This window comes from Gordonia aurantiaca (genome assembly GCF_039939235.1).
GTDB lineage: Bacteria > Actinomycetota > Actinomycetes > Mycobacteriales > Mycobacteriaceae > Gordonia.
In genome coordinates this window covers 197,894-214,971 of the sequence record NZ_JBDUUF010000008.1, presented here as the reverse complement: position 1 = coordinate 214,971, position 17,078 = coordinate 197,894, and the positions used below count along the sequence as shown (strand labels likewise).

The window sequence follows — 17,078 nt, the reverse complement described above, 5'->3', positions numbered from 1 at the left end:
GGGAATCGCCGGGGGGAGGGTGTCCGCGCAGGGAATCGCCTGTTCGTCCTCCCCGACCACATGCCAGGAGTGGAACCATGGAATCGTTCATCCAGCACCGGAAGGGCCGCACGCCGCGGCAGGTCCACCGAGACGTCGAGGACCTCAAGGACGACGAGCTCGGCCGGTACGGATTCACCGGACGCACCGCGCACCTCTACCGGCGCAACGATCCGACCCGGTTCCGCGCCGTCGGGACCCACACCGGCGTCGACAAGTTCGTCACCGAGCTCACCCCGACCGACCAGATCGACCCCGCGGGTGAGCCGCTGCTGATGTTCTACAACGACGACTGCCGCATCTCGCTGAGCCGGCGGGGTGAGGCGGCACCGTTCTGGTTCCGGCCCGTCGACGGCGACGAGCTGTTCTTCGTGCACGAGGGCACCGGATACTTCGAGACCGAGTTCGGCCGGCTGCCCTATCGCCCGGGCGACTACCTCTACATCCCGAAGGGGTGTACCTACCGTCAGGTGCCCGACAACCGGTCGCTGCTGCTGATCATCGAGGCGGTGGAGGAGTTCCGGGTGCCCGAGGCGGGTGTCCTCGGACGGTTCTTCCCGTTCGACTCCTCGCTGGTCGTCGTGCCGGAGGCCGAGGTCTTCGAGGGCGACGGGCGCGACGAGTACGAGGTCCGGTTCCGGCAGCGCGACGGACAGACCACGCTGTACTACCCGTTCCATCCGCTCGACGTCGAGGGGTGGCGAGGTGACCTGTTCCCGTTCACCTTCAACCTCGACGACTACGACGTCATCACGTCCGAGTCGGTGCACCTCCCACCGACCGTGCACCTGTTCATGCAGGCGACGGGTGTCTACGTGATGAATTTCCTGCCGCGTCCGGCCGAGAGCCGCAAGGGCGCCGAGCGGTTGCCGTGGTACCACCGCAACACCGATTTCGACGAGATCGCGTTCTTCCACGGCGGCAAGCTGTTCGGCGTCGACATGCCGCCCGGCTTCATCTCCCATGCGCCGCAGGGTCTGCATCACGGGATCCCCGAGCGGGCCCGCGAACGGTCGCGGCGCAAGTTCGACGAGTTCGACCGCGTCGAATGGAAGGTCATCGCGATCGACACCCGTCGTCGTCTCATCCCGACCCCCGTCATGACCTCCGGCGCGGGGTCCGCGGCCGCCGAGGTCCCGGAAGGAGCCCGCGCATGACGGCCACGCTGCCGCGTCACGAGTACGAACGCATCCCATACCTCGTCGTCTTCGACGACACGTCGGCCTACAAGGACACCTACGGCGGGGTCACCGAGAGCGTCGTGCTCGAGAGCTACCTGCTCAAACCCGTCGGCGTGCCGTCGAAGAACGTCATCATCTTCATGCACCCGATCGGTGGCGGCGCCTATCTGCCGATGACGAACGCGCTCGCGCGGGCGGGCCACCATGTCATCTACTGCAACAGCCGGTATCGCGGCGTCGACAGCGCGTTGATCATGGAGAAGGTCGTCCAGGATCTCGGCGCGTGCGTGAAGGACGCCAAGGAACGGCTCGGCTACGAGAAGGTGATCCTGGCCGGCTGGAGCGGCGGCGGAGCGTTGTCGTTGTTCTATCAGCAGCAGGCGCAGCACGCGACGATCACCGAGACCCCGGCGGGGGAGCCGCCGGACCTCACCCGGCTCGACCTGCCCGCCGCCGACGGAATGATGCTGCTCGCCGCGCACGTGTCGCGGCACGGAACGCTCACCGAGTGGATGGATCCGTCGATCCTCGACGAGAACGACCCGGACAAGCGCGATCCCGAACTCGACCTCTACAACCCGGCGAACCCGAATCAGCCCCCGTACACCGCGGAGTTCCTGGAGCGGTACCGCGCCGCGCAGATCGACCGCAACCGGCGCATCACCGCGTGGGTGAAGGAGCAGCTGGCCGACCTCCGCGGTCGCGGTGAACCGCTGATGGAGCGTGGCTTCATCGTGCACGGGACCATGGCCGATCCACGGTGGCTGGACCTCTCCGTCGATCCCAGCGATCGCGAACTCGGGTGTTACCTCGGCGATCCGCGCATCGTCAACATGGGCCCGGTCGGTCTCGCCCGGTTCTCGACGCTGCGGAGTTGGTTGTCGCAGTGGAGCTATGACGACGCCAACGGCGACGGACCGCGCTGCGCAGCGGATCTCGAGGTACCGACGCTCGTCATCGGCAACTCGGCCGATAACGCGTGCACACCCAGCCACACCAAGCGGCTGTACGACGCGGTGGGCCATCCGGACAAGACGATGCACACGATCGTCGGTGCGACGCACTACTACTCGGGCCGCGACCAGATCCCCAAGCTCAAGGAGGCGGTCGGGATCATCACCGAATGGCTCGGCGAGCGCGGCTGGGCGAACTGAGCCCGGCCGGACGGCGCCCCTGAGACACGCCCCTGAAAAAGCGCCCCTGAGAACGACCCTCATCAGCGAAGCCGGCGACACGGTGTCGATCGCGAGGCTGTCGAGGGAGGATCGATCCCAGGGGTGCTGTTCGGCGCGGGCGGCGGCGCGGATGCCTAGCCCAGCAGCTTCTTCTGCACCTTCCCCATCGCGTTCCGCGGCAGCTCGTCGACGAACCGGATCTCGCGCGGGCGCTTGTGGTTCGACAGCTCACCCGCGACGAACTCGATGAGCTCGGTGTCGGCGACCCGGTCACCGACCACGTATGCGACGATCCGCTGGCCGAGGTAGTCGTCGGGCACACCGATGACCGCGACCTCTCGTACCGCCGGGTGGGCGAGCAGCACCGTCTCGATCTCGCCCGCACCGATACGGAATCCGCCGGACTTGATGAGGTCGGTGGCGCGTCGGCCGACGATGCGGTGCATGCCGGACGGGTCGATCACCGCGACGTCGCCGGTGGCGAAGAAGCCGTCCTCGAGCCAGGATTCGGCGGTGGCCTCGGGCCGGTTGAGGTAGCCCGACGACATCATCGGACCCCGCACGTGGAGGTCGCCGACGCTCTCCCCGTCGTGGGGGACGTCCTCGTCGCCCTCCCGGAGCCGGGTCTCGACGCCGGCCAGCGGCAATCCGACCCAACCGGGGCGACGTTCGCCGTCGACGCGGGTGCTGACGGTGATGAGCGTCTCGGTCATGCCGTAGCGCTCGACGATCTCGTGGCCGGTCAGGTCGCGGATCCGCGCGAAGACCGGCACGGGCAGCGGTGCGCTGCCCGATACCAGCATGCGGGCGGACGAGAGCGCCCGTGCCGCGTCGGGATCGTCGGCGACGCGGCTCCACACGGTCGGCACCCCGAAGTACATCGACGCACCGGCCTCGGCGGCTGCGGCGTACCCGGGTGCGGTCGGCTTCACGGTGTGGATCAACCGGCCGCCGCGGCGCAGCGGCCCGAGCACGCCGAGGATGAGACCGTGCACGTGGAACAGCGGAAGGCCGTGCGCGAGCGTGTCGTCGGCGGTCCACAGCCAGGCGTCGGCGAGGGCGTCGAGTCCCTCGGCGATCGCCTGTCGGCTGATCGGCACGCCCTTGGGGAGTCCGGTGGTGCCCGACGTGTACAGGATCAGGGCGGTCGAGTCGGCCTGCGCTTCCGGGTGACGGTGCCACGACTTCGCATAGCGCCGGACCGGCACGACGGGCAGCGTCGGTTCCGAGGGTGCCTGCCCCAGCCAGGCCTGGGCGCCGGAGTCGGACAGGATGTGTCCGAGTTCGCGGGGACCGGAATCGGGCGGTACCGGGACGACGGGCACACCGGCGATCAGTCCGCCGACGACCGCGAGGACCGTCTCGACCGTGGGTTGTGCCAGCACCGCGACGGTTCGGGCGCCCGCGATCCGTTCGGCGACGGCGGTCGCGGCTCCAACGAGATCCTCGCGTGACAGGTGGTCGTCGCCGATGCGGACGACTTCGGGGTCATCCGGGGCTGTGGGGGTCAACGTCGGCAACAGCACTCTCCCAGAGTGCCACGAACCGGGCGGTCTGCCGTGGAGGGTGGTCTCCGGCGCGCTCCTCAGCGGTTGTGCGCGAGATGCTCTGCGCGCTCTTTGATCCCGCGGAGCATCTTGCGTTCCATGACCAGCGAACCCGGTTCCATCGGGATCATGCCCAGCCGCTTGCCGAGGCTCCGCAACCGAAATCGGTTGCGGCTGATGAGCCGGGTGTCGGCGCCGTGGGGCACCAAGGTGAACGACCACAGCCAGTCGCCGTCGCCGCTGAGGGTGGCGAATGCCCGGTTGGGTTCTGCGACCACGATCTTCGGCGCGTCCGGGGCATCGCCGATCGTGTCGCCGACCTCCGGCTGCCGGAAGTCCTCGAGTATGCGGTCAGTGCTGTGCATGTCGAGCCCGAGGAGATCCTCCACCCAGTCGTAGGTGTACGCGCCGCCTCGTGGCGACGGACCGATCTGCACGATCCACGGGTAGATCGCCTCGGGCGGCGCGCCGATGGTGATCGCCCGCGTGGCGATGCCGTCGGCGTCGGGCAGGTGCTCGTCGCCGGGCAGCGTCGCGGTCACCTCGTCGACCGTGGCGCCCCAGGTCATCACCCACGGCCGTACGAACGACCGGTACGTCTCGGCGGCGGCCGCCACGACGGCCAGGCCGGCGGCGAGGGTCAGCGAGCGGTGCTCCATTCGATGCTCCGGTCGGTCGCAGGGGTCAGAGGGCTCGGTGACACGGGCTGCGTGCTCCGGTGCCACACTGCCCGACGCCAGAGCCGGGGCAGGGGCGCCGAGATCTCGACCGCCCCCGGGCACCGCGATCACGGCTGCAGGAAGACCTGCAACACCGCCAACTGTACGGCGATCCACGTGACGAGCGAGGCTCCGCCGAGCACCCTGCCGAGAACGCCCCGCCGCGGAGGAACCGGCAGAGCGTGACCGCGAGCGCGGCCGGCGACGGCGGGACGCCGATCAGGAGGATCAAGAGCATCCCCGGACCGTCCACGGGTCGAAGGGCGTGTGCTGCAACCTCCCGGGCAATCGCCGATGGTCGTCGTGAAGCGCCGGGCCACCGTCGACGGCCTGGTAGGCGATGAGCAGATCGACGACGAGAGCTGCGGCCGACTGGGTGCGTCCGCTGTCGTCAGCGGTGGTGATCGGGCGCCGGAGGCGGGAGGTGACGGCATGACCTTGGTCTTCGCCGTTCACGACGCCGAGTCGTGGGTATCGGGTCACCACCGGGCTCTGGGACCGGAGCCTTGCGGACGTGTCAATAGGTCAGGGCCGCACCCACCCGTCCGCCATGAACTCGAGGAGCAACTGTGCCTTGTTCCCGATCGGGCGACCGGCCTCCTCGTAGCGTCGGACCACGCGCCGGTAGTGCTCCCGCACCGTGCTCTCCGCGATCCGATGGATCTGCGAGGTCTCCCGGAGAGTGGCACCGAGTGTGTACGTCTGCAGGATCTCGCGTTCCCGCTCGGTCACCCGAACCCGGTTGGCGGGCGCGACCGCGGTCGCGTGCTCGGGCGGGCCGGCGATCTTCGCCAGCGTTTGTTTGAGCGCGGCCTCGGCGCCGTGCCCGCGAGGCGAGATCCGGATGTGATCCCGCCCGACGAGGCCGTCGCCGAGGAAGATGACGCGGGTGCTCCGCAGCAGCGGCGCTCGTCTGACCAGGTTGAGGACTCCCGTGGACCGGACGATCAGAACGGCCGGGTTGCGCAGAGAGGGGAGCTGCGCAGGTTCGGCCAGGGCGGCGCTGTAACCGCAACCCTCGACGAGGGCCACGAGCGCGGCGTCGTAGAGATCGCCTTCGGCCACGATGGCAACGAGTCGCCGCGCCGACGCCGCGGTGGTCGGCACGGTCGAGGCCGCCCGCGTGAGCGAGGTCAGACGCGGCGGTACCGTTCTGCCGGGTGGTTCATGTGGGCGTTGGAGTTCATCGAGGGGCGCTGACATCGATACGGTCCTCCTGTCGACACGGTTCGTCATGAAACCGGCCTCGGACATCGCCATGGGGCCGATCGACTCATGCCCCGAAGCCGTGATCGACCTTTCTCGCGATCAGAACAGACGTTTCCGGCGGAGTTGCCTCCTGCAAAACACCTGCTTTCTCTAGGGTTGCGAACTTGTCCCGCCAAGTCACGATTTTTACGACCTGATTGATAAGGAATTGACCTCTATTACGCCTGTTTGACCGAATTGCGTGCGCGATCGCGCACGAAAGGCTCAACTCAGGCAAAATCATGCTCGTGCCGAACCGTCTACGGGTGCTGGTCGCGTCGCCGCTCGGCCACGTCGTGCAAGCACCGCTGCAGTCCGCCCTCGAACCCGCGCTCGTCGCCGTCGCCACCGACGAGGACGAATTCATCCACAATGTCGCCGGCAACTTCCGGTTCGACGTGGTCGTCGCCGACCTCATCTGGAACAAGCCCGAGATGGAATGGCGGTTCGACGGCCTCGATGCGATCGACGTCCTCGACAAGCACGACCGACATGCCCCCGTCATCCTCGCCACCCAGGGTCACGGCATGGAGCAGGATCACCTCGACGAAGCGCGGTTGCGCGACGAGGTGGTCGGCGTCATCTCGAAGTCCGAGGGGTTCACCGCCCTGGTGAACGCGGTGCGGGCCGCCGCCCTCGGACAGACGATCGCCGACAGGGCCCCGGCGCCGCGTCGCATGCCGCTCTACAAGCTGCTGACCGGACAGCGCGGACACACCGCGGGCCGACTGGCCGGGGCGATCGCGTCCGGCAACGCCTCCGACGGTGCAAGTCTGGCGCGGGCGGCGAAGGTCTCGCCCAACACGGCCAACAAGGTCACCAGCCACTACCTGGGACCGCTCATCGAGGCGCGCGGCGAGCAGCCCATCGATTCGCCGATGACGCAGGCAGCGGTCTACCGGTGGTGCGGACTCCATGCGCGCTACCTGGTCAGCTGGTGCAGGCGGCACGGGCATACCGACGTCCTGGCGCCGATGCCCTGACCGTCGCGGCGCCTCAGGTCTGCGCGATCGGAACCGGGCACCGGTCGCGGAACCACTCGAGGATCTCGACACCGGCACGCGCGCCGGTCTGCTCGGTGACCGTTAGTCCGGGCGCTGTCCAGCCGAGGGCCTCGAGTTCGCCGTGGCGGGGCCTGATCGCGTGGTCGGCGTACCGCAGCAGGTCGGCGTCCAGCCGGCCGTCGCCGGCGGCGTAGAGCTCTGCGTCCGCCGCGAGGACCTCGTCGTCGATCAGTCGTCGACGCACCTCCGCCACCGCCGACGACTTCGTGAGCGACCGTGGGGTCGCGTAGATCTTGCGGCCCTGCTGCGACGCGGTCCAGCCGCGGGCGGAACACCACTCCTGCCAGTCGGACAGGAACGACGCCGGCTGCCCATCCGGTTCGACGACCAGGTAGCAGAACAGGTCGTCGGCGGTCCGCAGCGACCGCACCCACGAATCGTCCACGCGGCCGCGGAGTGCCGAGAGCACCTCGTCGAGATCCGCTCCCGACGCCCGCACCTCGCGTTCGACGCCGCGTCGCCAGTCGGGGTCGTCCTCACCGTCGACGAGGATGCGTCCGCCGTTGCTGGCGACCGCGTACCGGAACCGCGCGGGCAGCGCGATCCGCCGGTACTGCTCGGGCGTTCGCGTGGTCGTCGGAACCACCGGCACCTCGTCGGCGAGCCGGGTGAGGAGTTCGACGCCGGTGGTCGTCATGTACGACAACGGCCCACCGCGGTAGATCTCGACGCACACGACGTCGAGGTCCGCGAACTGCTCGGCGCCCATCGCCGCCTCGGAGAAGATCAGCGTGCGGTCGAGGTCGGTGGCGATCAGGGCGCTCCCGCGCTCGGTGGTGATCTGGGCGCTCCCGCGCTCGGTGGTGATCTGGGCGCTCCCGCGCTCGGTGGACGCCCCGCTCCCGTGGGGCGAGACCGGGGCGCCGTCGCTCATGCGTCCTCCTTGATCAACCCGACGCATGAGTACGCGAGACCGGGTGACACCTCCACCGGGACGTCGCGTTCGGCCGCGAGGAGTCGGATGTGACGATGCTCGGGCAGATCGTCGGCGCGCACCAGGACCCGCCACGGCACCCGCCGCAGCAGGACGCGCGTGGTCTCGCCGACGCCGGGCTTGACGAGGTTGACCGACGACAGTCCGTACTCGAGCCGGATCTGTTCCACCGACCTCCAGCCCGCCCACGTCGGGGTCCGGCTCGCCGGCGTCATCGCGGCCAGCGCCGCCCGGACGCGGTCGGCGACGACGGAGAATTCGGCGCTCACCGTGTCGAGCAACTCCCCGGAGACGTCGAACCCGGCGAGGTGCCGATAGCACTTGGCGCCGTGGAACTCGCCCGGGCCGATGTGGTCGGCGTTGAGGACCGTCCGCGACACCAGCCCCGAGACGGTGGAGTTCAGGCACGCGGACGCGATGAGGAAGTCGTCGCGGGTGCCGTACAGCGTGGTGCACGATCCCGGGTCGGCGAGCACGGCGAGCTCGTCGGCGAGGCGGGGGCGATCGGGGAGTCGTGCGTATTCGGTGAGGGCGGCGGTGAGCTCGCGCTGGATGGCGCCCTTGCCGGTCCAGCCGTCGACGAAGACGATCGACTCGGCGGGATGCCGGTCGACGATGTGATCGAGTGCGACCGTGTCGATTCCGCGGTCACGCACGATCGAGATCGTGTAATGCCGGGGAGCGATGCCGTGCATCGTCTCCATCCAGCGCCGGATGAGGATGCCCACCGGCGTGCCGGCGCGGGCGAGCGACACCAGTGTCGGCGAGGAATGACGTTCCGCGAGAATGAGTTCCGCGACGACTCCGACTGCCTCGGCGAGCCGCCGAGCCGATGAGCGCAGCGTGTCGTGGAACAGCCGCTGATACTCGGTGCCCGGCTGGTACTCGATCGGCAGCGACTCGGCGTAATGCGCCTGCCCGGACTGGATTCGACGCTCGCGCTCGCGGAGATCGCCTTCGAGGGCGACGTCGGAAAGGTCCTTCAGCAACCACGTGACCTCATCGGGTGCATACGATCCGAACCCGGGGCCCCGCAGCGGCGGGGTCAGTGCCTCGGTGCGGCCGGTCATCGCGAGACCTCCTGTTGTCCATCGGGTTCCGGTATGACCCGCTGCGGGGTCGCGGGCAGGATCGCCAGGGTGACCGGGTGCCCGGCGGCGGTCAGGACGTCGAGCAGCCCGCCCTGCGCGCGCAGGTCATCGGTGTCGGCCGGGGTGTCGACGACGAGCACCACCTGGGGATCCGGCAGGGCATCCGACGCCACGTTGTAGATATAGCGCGGCGTGTCGGGATCGGATTCGGGTGAACGGAACCGGAATCCGCGGCGCAGCGGGTACCCGGGCACGTCGTGGACCTGGGCCGGTGACCGGGTGGTGGTCTGATACCCGGTGGTGAATCCGCGCCGCTCGATGGCCTCGGCGATGCACAGCGGCGCGTACATGAGTTCCTCGTGACCGATCACGACGACGGGCCGGGCCGGGTCGAGGCGCGCGGCGACGAGCTCGGCCGCGGCGTCGGTCGCGCGGTGGAAGGACTCCGAGTCCTCGCGGAGGAATCCGTGTCGCCCGCCGTCGGGGACGGAGATCGGCCAGTCGACCGCGATCGTCGTCACCCCACCGCGTTCCGGGGCGACCGGGTTGAGATCGGCGGACCGCAGTTCCCACACGTCGTCGAGCAGCGCGGGCGGCAGGGACACCGATCCCTGGGCCAGTGAGACGTGGTCCACCTCGACGCCGAGTTCGGCCGCGATCTTGTCGCAGTGTGCCCGTTGGTCGGCGGTGCGCATGTCCACCAGGGACGCCACGACGAAGCGGGTGCGGGGTCGAGTGGCGACGATGGTCTCGATAGCGCCGAGTGCGGTGATACCGGTGGAGATCTCGTCGTCGACCAGGATCAGCGTCTCCTCGGGTGTGCGGGCGTCGAGGAATGCGGGATCGCTCGGCTGCAGCAGATGCGTGGTGGCGTGCGAGTGGCCTTCCTCGAAGGTGCCCGATACGACCACGCCGGGCAGGTGCCGGCGGGTGGAGTGGAGATAGCGCGATGCGGAGATCGCCTCGGCCACGCAGTGTCCGAGGCCGGTGGCGGTCTCGGCGAACCCGAATACGACCGCGTCACGGGCGGCCGCGGCGCCGATGCGGTCCACGATCGCGGTCCCCAGGTCGTCGGCGGCCCCGCGCACCCGGCGCGGAGGTGTCGGGATGTGCTTACCGAGCACCGTCGACACGAGCAGGTGTGCGCGGCGGCGGTTGCGGCGCAACCCGAGCACGACGAGGTCGCGCAGCGAGTGGCCGGCGTACCCGTCGCCGTCGGGGGTCACCTCGACACCGAAACGCTCGGTGACCCAGTCGAGTTCACGTTCGGCCGGGGTGGTGGTGTCGGTCACCGGGCCACCGGGCCCGGGGCGGCGAGCGCGGTCAGCAGGTCGACGAAGGTGACCCCCTGCCGGGTGACGCCGAACGCGGCGGCGCGATCCATGACGCGAAGCGCCCAGTTGCGATGTGGCTTCAACTCGTTCATCTTGTTGCGATACGACGATGCCCGCACCCCACCCGTCTCGGCGGCGAGAATGTCGAGCGCATCGTGATACTCCTCGTGGGTGACCGCCGACAGCGCGTGGACCGCTGCGACGTGGGCCGGGTGGATGACGGTCTTGCCGTGGATCCCGTTGGCGCGGTCGAGGGTGATCTCGCGCAACAGCCCGTCCATGTCCCGGCTGACCAGTTGCTGGCGGAAGTACGCCGCGTCGTTCTCGCGGAAAGGAGTGTGGCGCAACGTCGGCTGGAAGAGCCGCTCATGGTCGGCGAAGTACTCCCACACCGGGCCGGTCACGATGAACCCCGACTCGTCGCAGCGGCCGAGATGGTTGACGATGCCGGCGATGACGTCGGCGGCGACCCGGACGTCGTAGATGGTGAGATCGCGGTCACGACGGATACCGAAGAACCCGCAGATGTCGGTCGCGCCGATCCGCACGGCGAGCACGTTCGAGCGGTACGCGGCCAGATGTGCGGTGATCGCCGCGAGTTCCTCGTCGCGGGTCTCGCGATGGACCACCGACGCGGACTCGAGCACCGGCATCACCCAGAGGTGTTGTCCGAGCAGCGCGCTGGCCCGCCTCACCGCGTCGAGGGCGTCGTGGGCGTTGGCGGAGTTGAACTTCGGGATCACGAAACCGGTGAGAGCCCGTGGGTCGTCGAGTGCCGAGGCGATCGTGAGGATGCGATCGGCCGAACGCGGCCGGACGAACAGCAGCATCGGGTGGCCGGGGTCGGCGGCGATGTCGCGGAGTGCGTCGACCGCATGACCGATGGCGTCGGCCTCCTCGTGGTCGGCCACGGCGTCCTCGAGATCGATCACCATCGAGATCACGCCCTCGGCGCGCCGCTTGCGGATCACGGCGGCGAGATCGGGACGCGTGGCGGGGACGTAGAGAGTTGCGCCCAGGGCGATCGCCAAACGCTGTGCGGGCCACGCCCGATCGATCGGTTCCGGTGCCCGGCAGAACAGGGACTCCACGACGCCGGGTCCCAGGTGGTCGAAATGTCGGATTGTTCCGGGTTCGAGTCCGGTGTCGTCTCGTGCGGTGATCGTCATCGTGCCGTCACCTGTCCTCTCATCCGGGAGATGATCTCAGCGATCCGGTCGTCAACTGCGCGCAACTGGGTGAGGTAACCCCAGTAGTCGGGGTGGACGCGATCGAGGTCCCCCCTTGCACGCTCGATCCGGTCGGCCTGAGCATCGAGGACAGAGCCCCATTCGTCAACCAGAGAGTGGTTCACCGCGAACAGTTGCGCGTCGCGCAGCCGGAAACGGACCTGTCGTTCGGCCTCCTGCGGGTCCGAGCGCACCTCGCGGAGCACCCGCACTCGCTCGAACACCGCGTTGACCGCATCCTCGGCCACCGAGAGGTCGTCGCGAGCCGCGTCGGCCCGTTCGATCGCCTGGTCGGGGGCGTCGGCCAGCATCGCGCGCGCCGCCGCGAGTGCGTCGTCGGCGTGGGCGAGTCGCTCGTCGACGACCGCCTCGGTGCGCTCGAGATCGGCCGAACAGTCCGCGCTGAACTCGCGTCGGAGGACCGAGAGCAACTCTGGCACCTGGGCGCGGCGGGTCGATATCGCGCTGCGTCGAGTATCCACCGACCGGATGACCTGACGGGCTCGTTCGGCGTAGTTCGGGGCCTCGGCGAGCACCCGCTCGAGGGCCGTCGCCGCCGTGATCACCGCGGCCGATGCGGAACGCCGCTCGCCGATCCCGGTGGCCTGCTCGAAGTGATGCAGCGCCCGGCTCAGCGCATCGGTGGCCTCTGTCACCGTCCGCAGTCGACCGAATGACGGCCCGGCGTTCTCGAGGGCGGTCATCGCCCGGTTCGCCGCGACCCTGGCCTCGTACTCCTGGGCCGCAGCGGCCTGCACCGCGCGGCGGGCGCGCCGGAGGGCGTCGTCGTGGGTGTCGGCGAAGCGGCGCATCGACGCGGTGACGCCGCGCAGCGCCTGCGTGACACGCTCGAAGTCCTGCTCACGGATGCGCGCGCCCTCGGTCGGCGACGCCAGCCGGAGATAGTCGGCGGTCACCCGCGCATGCTCCTCCCGCAGCGTCGACCACGCCCCGCGCAACGGGGTCTGCGGGTCGAGGGCGGCGGCGGCGCCGACGGCCGGATCGATGTCGGCGATGACGGACTCGGACTCGAGGAAGGCCGATGTCATTTGTTCCGAGGATGCAGGCGGCGCGGAATTCGTGCGTGAATCGTTGCCGAACCAACGACGTACGAAGTTTCCGGGCACGCTCCGATGCTATCGGCTGATTTCATCCGCGTCCGTGGCCGCATCCGCCGCCTCGTGGCGGTGGGGAGGCCGGGACGTTGGGTGTGCGGACGTGCGTCGTCGGGCGTACGAGGGGCGGTCGAGAGGCGACCTCCCCGGCGAGAGAGGCACGTCGAATGCAATTGGTACAACGCTCCAAACGTGTGGTCGAGGCGAGGCTGAACAACACCGCGGTTCGTGCGTTGAGCGGATCGATGGTCGCCTACGAGGGGCAGGTCGCGTTCAAGTCGGCCGGCTTCGGTGGAGGCGACGGGGTGCTCGCCGGCCTGAAACAGCGGGCGACCGGTGAGGGCCTGTCGCTCATGGAGGCGTCGGGCACCGGTGTCGTCTACTTCGCGCACGACGCCGCGGAGACCACGATCATCGAACTGAACAACGAGACGCTGCAGGTCGAGTCCGAGCAGCTGATGGTGCTCAACGGGAACCTGCAGACCAACGTCACCTTCGCAGGCCTGCGCGGTGCGTCGTCGGGTCAGGGGTTGTTCACGACGACGGTCACCGGGCACGGACAGGTGGCGCTCATCTCCAACGGTGGGCCGCTCATCCACCTCGAGGTGTCACCGCAGTACCCGCTCGTGGTCGATCCGGACGCCTTCGTCTGTGCGCGTGGGCAATTGAGCCAGTCGTTCGTGACCGACGTGTCCTGGCGGTCGGTGATCGGCCAGGGCAGCGGCGAGGCATTCTCGCTGCGCTGGGACGGTACCGGCGTCGTGTCGATCCAGCCGGCCGAGCGGTGAGGGCGAGGTAGATCGATGTTCACCAAGGTCAACAGCAAGGTCGTCTCCGTCGACATCGGCCGCACCGGCCCCGTGGTCGCCCGCAAGGGCGCGATGCTCTTCTACAAGGGCGAGGTCCTCTTCCAGCCGCATCAGATCGCCGGCGGCGGGATGGGCGGCGGAATGCCGGGCATGGGGGCGATCGGAGGCATGGCCGGCCGCATGCTCGCCGGCGAACACGAGTCGACGATGATCGCGCAAGGCAACGGCGAGGTGCACTACGGCTACCGCGGTATCGAGGTCCACATCGTCGATCTCGGCCAGGTCGGCGGCACCATCCGCGTGGAGGCCTCGCGGCTCCTCGCCTACGGCGCGAACCTGCAGGCATCGGTGGTCTCGGTGGCCTCGCAGGGAGGCGGCGGAGGCGGAGGCGGCGGTGGCCTGTTCGGCGCGCTGCGTTCCGCGGCGGCGGGCGTCGTCACCGGACAGGGCATGTTCACCACCCAACTCTCCGGTCCCGGACAGGTCGTGATCCTCGGACACGGTGGGGTCTTCGAGCTCGAGGTGTCGCCGCAGAAGCCGCCGGTGACCGTCGATCCGCAGGCCTTCGTCGGCGCGTCCGGCCAGGTCACCACCACTCTGAGATCGACCGTCAGCTGGCGCAACGTCGGCCGAACCGGCGGCGAGGCAATGCAATTGGAATGCGCCGGCCTGGGAGTCGTGTACGTGCAGGCATCGGAGGAGAAGCTGTGAGCCAACTCAACACCGTGTGGAGTCCGATGAATCTGCCGTCGGACGACAACGTTCCCGACAACAACTACTCGTTCTGCATCGACCTGAATCCCGCGCAGCCGTGGTTCATGTCCAAGGGCGCGATGATCGCCTACTACGGGCAGATGCAGTTCACCGCGCTGACGCACGGTCTGCAAGGACAGCTGCTGCAGATGGTGGCCCAGCAGTTCTCGGCGCCGCTGTACCTCGGGGACTACGTCGTCGCCGAAGGCCAGGGAAAGCTGATCATCGGCGACCGCGGCTACGACATCAACGCCTACGACCTCGAGGACGGCAACCTCACCATTCGGGCCGCGAACCTCCTTGCGTTCCAGCCGCAGTTGTCGCTCAACCAGTCCATCGTGCCGGGCTTCCTCACCATCATCGGAACCGGCAAGTTCCTGGCGTCGTCGAACGGGCCCGTGATGTTCGTCGAACCGCCGGTGCGGGTGGACCCCGAAGCCCTCGTCGGGTGGGCCGACTGCCCGTCGCCGAGCCACCACTACGACCAGGCATGGGTGAACAGTTTCATCGCCGCGGCCGGGATGCGGCTGGGCATCAACTCCGGTGAGGAACGCCAGTTCGACTTCACCGGCTCCGGAACCGTTCTCGTCCAGTCGAGCGAGAAGGTCCGCGACGACTCGACGGTGGTTCGCACCATCCAGGGGCAGCTGCCCGGTCTGTCGACGTCGGGTCTGCAGCAGATCAACCAGCAGATCACCCAGCAACTGACGCAGCATCAGGGCTAGGGCCACAGGTGCAGCTGTCGTGCGTTCCCGCGGGGCTGTTTCCTTTCCGTGTGCGCCGGCAGACAAGCGGGAGGGAAACACTCCTGCGGGAGCATCTGCTTCGGGAGGGCTCGCTTCGCTCGCACCACACGAGAAAGGGCCGGCGGGTGGAAACCCGCCGGCCCTTCGAGACCTCGCGAACCGTCAGACCTTCGCGGTCTCGGCCGCCGCTTGGCGCTTGCGCCGCACGATGCTCGACAGCAACGCCGCGACGATGAGCACCAGGCCGATGAGGCCGGTGATGATCTCGGGGACGTGGGTGCCGATCGAGTACAGCAGGATCAGCGCGAGAGCGCCGATGGCCCAGTGGGCGCCGTGCTCGAGGTATTCGTACTCCGACAGCGTGCCCTTGCGTACCAGGTACACGGTGAGCGAGCGGACGAACATCGCGCCGATCAGGCCGAGGCCCAGCGCGATGAGGATCGGGTCCGCGGTGATGGCGAACGCGCCGATGACGCCGTCGAAGGAGAACGACGCGTCGAGGACCTCGAGGTAGAGGAACAGGAAGAAGCCCGCCTTGCCGGTGGCCTTCACCAGGTCGCTCGGACCGGAACGACCATTGGACTTCTCGACCGCCTGCTCGCTCTCGGAGGCGTGTTCGAGTTCCTCGACCTCGTCTTCGATCTCGACGTTGAAGAACTCGCCGAGGCCGTTGACCAGAATGTAGGTGATCATGCCGAGCGAACCGGCGATCATCACGGTGGACCGCTCGTGGTCCGGAGCGATGAACGTCGCGGTGAGCACCAGCAGACCGATGGCGATGACGACCTCGAGCATCTCGACCTTGCCGATGCGCTCGAGCGGCCGCTCGATCCACGTCAGCCAGGTGAGTTCCTTCTCCTCGAAGAGGAAGCCGAGGAACAGCATCAGCAGGAACATGCCGCCGAATGCCGCGATCTGCGGATGCGCGTCGGTGATGATCGTCTCGTAGCTCGGCGAGCCGTCGGCGAAGTACGCGGCATCGCCCGGAGGCGGGTTGAGTGCGAGGTCGAGCGCCTCCACCGGGTTGAGACCCGATGCGAGCCAAACGATGACGAGGGGGAAGACCAGGCGCATGCCGAAGACGGCGATCACGATGCCGACCGTCAGGAAGATCTTCTGCCAGAAGTCACTCATCCGGCGGAGGACCGTGGCGTTGATGACCGCGTTGTCGAAGGACAGGGTGACCTCGAAGACGCCGAGGATGGCGGTGAGGATCAGCGCCTCGACGCCGCCATAGAGGAAGGCGACGACGAGCGCCGCGATCGTCACGACGAACGAGAGGCCGAAAATTCTTGCTACCACGTGATTGTGGCCTTTCTGGAGGAGCAGATGGACCGGCCGACAGCGTCGTCGGGAAGATCGATGACACGCGGATGCCGCACCCGTCGTGACGACGGGTGCGGCATCCGTGCAGCGTGCTGTCGTTCAGTCAGTGTCGGCGAGTGTCAGACGTTCACGCCGAAGTCACGGGCGATACCCGCGAGCCCGGAGGCATATCCCTGGCCGACGGCGCGGAACTTCCACTCGGCGCCATGGCGGTAGACCTCTCCGAAGACCATCGCGGTCTCGGTGGAGGCGTCCTCGGACAAGTCGTAGCGTGCGATCTCCGAGCCGTTGGCGCGGTTCACGACGCGGATGAACGCGTTGCGCACCTGGCCGAACGACTGGCCACGGGCGTCGGCGTCGTAGATCGAGACCGGGAAGACGATGGTGTCGATCTCCGGCGGAACCGACGCCAGGTCGACGTTGATGACCTCGTCGTCGCCCTCGCCCTCGCCGGTCAGGTTGTCGCCGGTGTGCTCGATCGAGCCGTCCGGCGAACGCAGGTTGTTGAAGAAGACGAAATGCTGGTCGGACAGGACCTTCTTGTTGGCCCCGAGCGCGATGGCGCTGGCATCGAGGTCGAAGTCCGCGCCGGTGGTCGTGCGAACGTCCCAGCCGAGGCCGACCGCGATGGCGGTGAGTCCCGGTGCCTCCTTGGTCAGCGAGACATTTCCGCCCTTGCTCAGGCTCACGCCCATGGTTTTGCGCCTTTCTGTTGGTACGTGGTCTGCGATGCCGTCCGATTCGCCGGGATTACCGCGCGTTCGACAG

Annotated in this window: 17 protein-coding genes; 6 read left to right on the top strand and 11 right to left on the bottom strand. The window is 68.5% G+C overall.

The genetic code is table 11. The annotated features are described in order from the left end of the window. Positions 1–77 precede the first annotated feature (77 nt). Positions 78–1,196: a homogentisate 1,2-dioxygenase gene (locus ABFT43_RS16615; protein ID WP_347961421.1), complete on the top strand. Its 1,119-nt coding sequence runs from the start codon at positions 78–80 to the stop codon at positions 1,194–1,196. Next, complete coding sequence (locus ABFT43_RS16610) at positions 1,193–2,374, top strand: alpha/beta fold hydrolase (protein ID WP_347961420.1); 1,182 nt, start codon at positions 1,193–1,195, stop codon at positions 2,372–2,374. The genes ABFT43_RS16615 and ABFT43_RS16610 overlap by 4 nt, the downstream gene beginning before the upstream one ends. Before the next feature lie 155 nt (positions 2,375–2,529). Here ABFT43_RS16610 and ABFT43_RS16605 read toward each other — a convergent pair whose 3' ends face one another. The 4 genes from ABFT43_RS16605 to ABFT43_RS16590 form a co-directional block, all read right to left on the bottom strand. Further along, positions 2,530–3,921, bottom strand: a complete 1,392-nt coding sequence (locus ABFT43_RS16605; RefSeq protein ID WP_347961419.1) for an acyl-CoA synthetase — start codon at positions 3,919–3,921, stop codon at positions 2,530–2,532. A gap of 59 nt (positions 3,922–3,980) precedes the next feature. Next, positions 3,981–4,601 carry an SRPBCC family protein gene (locus tag ABFT43_RS16600; RefSeq protein WP_347961418.1) on the bottom strand — a complete coding sequence of 207 codons (621 nt, stop codon included), beginning with the start codon at positions 4,599–4,601 and terminating at the stop codon, positions 3,981–3,983. Between the two features lie 288 nt (positions 4,602–4,889). Next, positions 4,890–5,144 (bottom strand): hypothetical protein, encoded by a 255-nt coding sequence (locus ABFT43_RS16595; protein WP_347961417.1) that lies wholly within the window; start codon positions 5,142–5,144, stop codon positions 4,890–4,892. A 42-nt stretch (positions 5,145–5,186) separates the two neighbouring features. Next, on the bottom strand, positions 5,187–5,864 hold the full coding sequence (locus tag ABFT43_RS16590) for a helix-turn-helix transcriptional regulator (protein WP_347961416.1): 678 nt from the start codon (positions 5,862–5,864) through the stop codon (positions 5,187–5,189). 287 nt (positions 5,865–6,151) lie between these two features. Here ABFT43_RS16590 and ABFT43_RS16585 point away from each other — a divergent pair, with 287 nt between their 5' ends. After that, positions 6,152–6,892, top strand: a complete 741-nt coding sequence (locus ABFT43_RS16585) for an MSMEG_1198 family transcriptional regulator (protein WP_347961415.1) — start codon at positions 6,152–6,154, stop codon at positions 6,890–6,892. A gap of 13 nt (positions 6,893–6,905) precedes the next feature. Here ABFT43_RS16585 and ABFT43_RS16580 read toward each other — a convergent pair whose 3' ends face one another. The 5 genes from ABFT43_RS16580 to ABFT43_RS16560 all read right to left on the bottom strand — a co-directional run bounded on the left by ABFT43_RS16580 (position 6,906) and on the right by ABFT43_RS16560 (position 12,610). Further along, positions 6,906–7,682, bottom strand: coding sequence for an HAD family hydrolase (locus ABFT43_RS16580; RefSeq protein ID WP_347961499.1), 777 nt, complete (start codon positions 7,680–7,682; stop codon positions 6,906–6,908). Between the two features lie 161 nt (positions 7,683–7,843). Next, entirely contained in the window at positions 7,844–8,977 is a 1,134-nt protein-coding gene (locus ABFT43_RS16575; protein ID WP_347961414.1) for a cysteine protease StiP family protein, read from the bottom strand. Beyond that, a complete protein-coding gene (locus ABFT43_RS16570) occupies positions 8,974–10,290 on the bottom strand; it encodes a phosphoribosyltransferase family protein (RefSeq protein ID WP_347961413.1) in 1,317 nt (438 codons plus the stop codon). Before ABFT43_RS16570 ends, ABFT43_RS16575 begins: the two co-directional genes overlap by 4 nt. Continuing rightward, positions 10,287–11,501, bottom strand: a complete 1,215-nt coding sequence (locus tag ABFT43_RS16565) for an HpcH/HpaI aldolase/citrate lyase family protein (protein WP_347961412.1) — start codon at positions 11,499–11,501, stop codon at positions 10,287–10,289. The genes ABFT43_RS16570 and ABFT43_RS16565 overlap by 4 nt, the downstream gene beginning before the upstream one ends. Beyond that, positions 11,498–12,610, bottom strand: coding sequence for a hypothetical protein (locus tag ABFT43_RS16560; protein ID WP_347961411.1), 1,113 nt, complete (start codon positions 12,608–12,610; stop codon positions 11,498–11,500). Before ABFT43_RS16560 ends, ABFT43_RS16565 begins: the two co-directional genes overlap by 4 nt. 233 nt (positions 12,611–12,843) lie before the next feature. Between ABFT43_RS16560 and ABFT43_RS16555 the strand changes: the two genes are divergently transcribed. Genes ABFT43_RS16555 through ABFT43_RS16545 form a run of 3 tightly spaced genes read left to right on the top strand, consistent with a single transcriptional unit; the run spans position 12,844 to position 14,963 of the window. After that, positions 12,844–13,464, top strand: coding sequence for an AIM24 family protein (locus tag ABFT43_RS16555; protein ID WP_006901148.1), 621 nt, complete (start codon positions 12,844–12,846; stop codon positions 13,462–13,464). A 15-nt stretch (positions 13,465–13,479) separates the two neighbouring features. Further along, complete coding sequence (locus ABFT43_RS16550) at positions 13,480–14,196, top strand: AIM24 family protein (protein WP_347961410.1); 717 nt, start codon at positions 13,480–13,482, stop codon at positions 14,194–14,196. After that, the gene (locus tag ABFT43_RS16545; protein WP_109237977.1) at positions 14,193–14,963 is read left to right on the top strand and encodes an AIM24 family protein; all 771 of its coding nucleotides are present in this window, start codon (positions 14,193–14,195) and stop codon (positions 14,961–14,963) included. The genes ABFT43_RS16550 and ABFT43_RS16545 overlap by 4 nt, the downstream gene beginning before the upstream one ends. 183 nt (positions 14,964–15,146) lie before the next feature. On the opposite strand, the gene ABFT43_RS16540 is transcribed toward ABFT43_RS16545, so the two are convergent. Beyond that, positions 15,147–16,286 carry a DUF475 domain-containing protein gene (locus ABFT43_RS16540; RefSeq protein ID WP_347961409.1) on the bottom strand — a complete coding sequence of 380 codons (1,140 nt, stop codon included), beginning with the start codon at positions 16,284–16,286 and terminating at the stop codon, positions 15,147–15,149. Positions 16,287–16,429: 143 nt separating this feature from the next. After that, the gene (locus ABFT43_RS16535) at positions 16,430–17,005 is read right to left on the bottom strand and encodes a TerD family protein (protein ID WP_347961408.1); all 576 of its coding nucleotides are present in this window, start codon (positions 17,003–17,005) and stop codon (positions 16,430–16,432) included. Positions 17,006–17,078 lie beyond the last annotated feature (73 nt).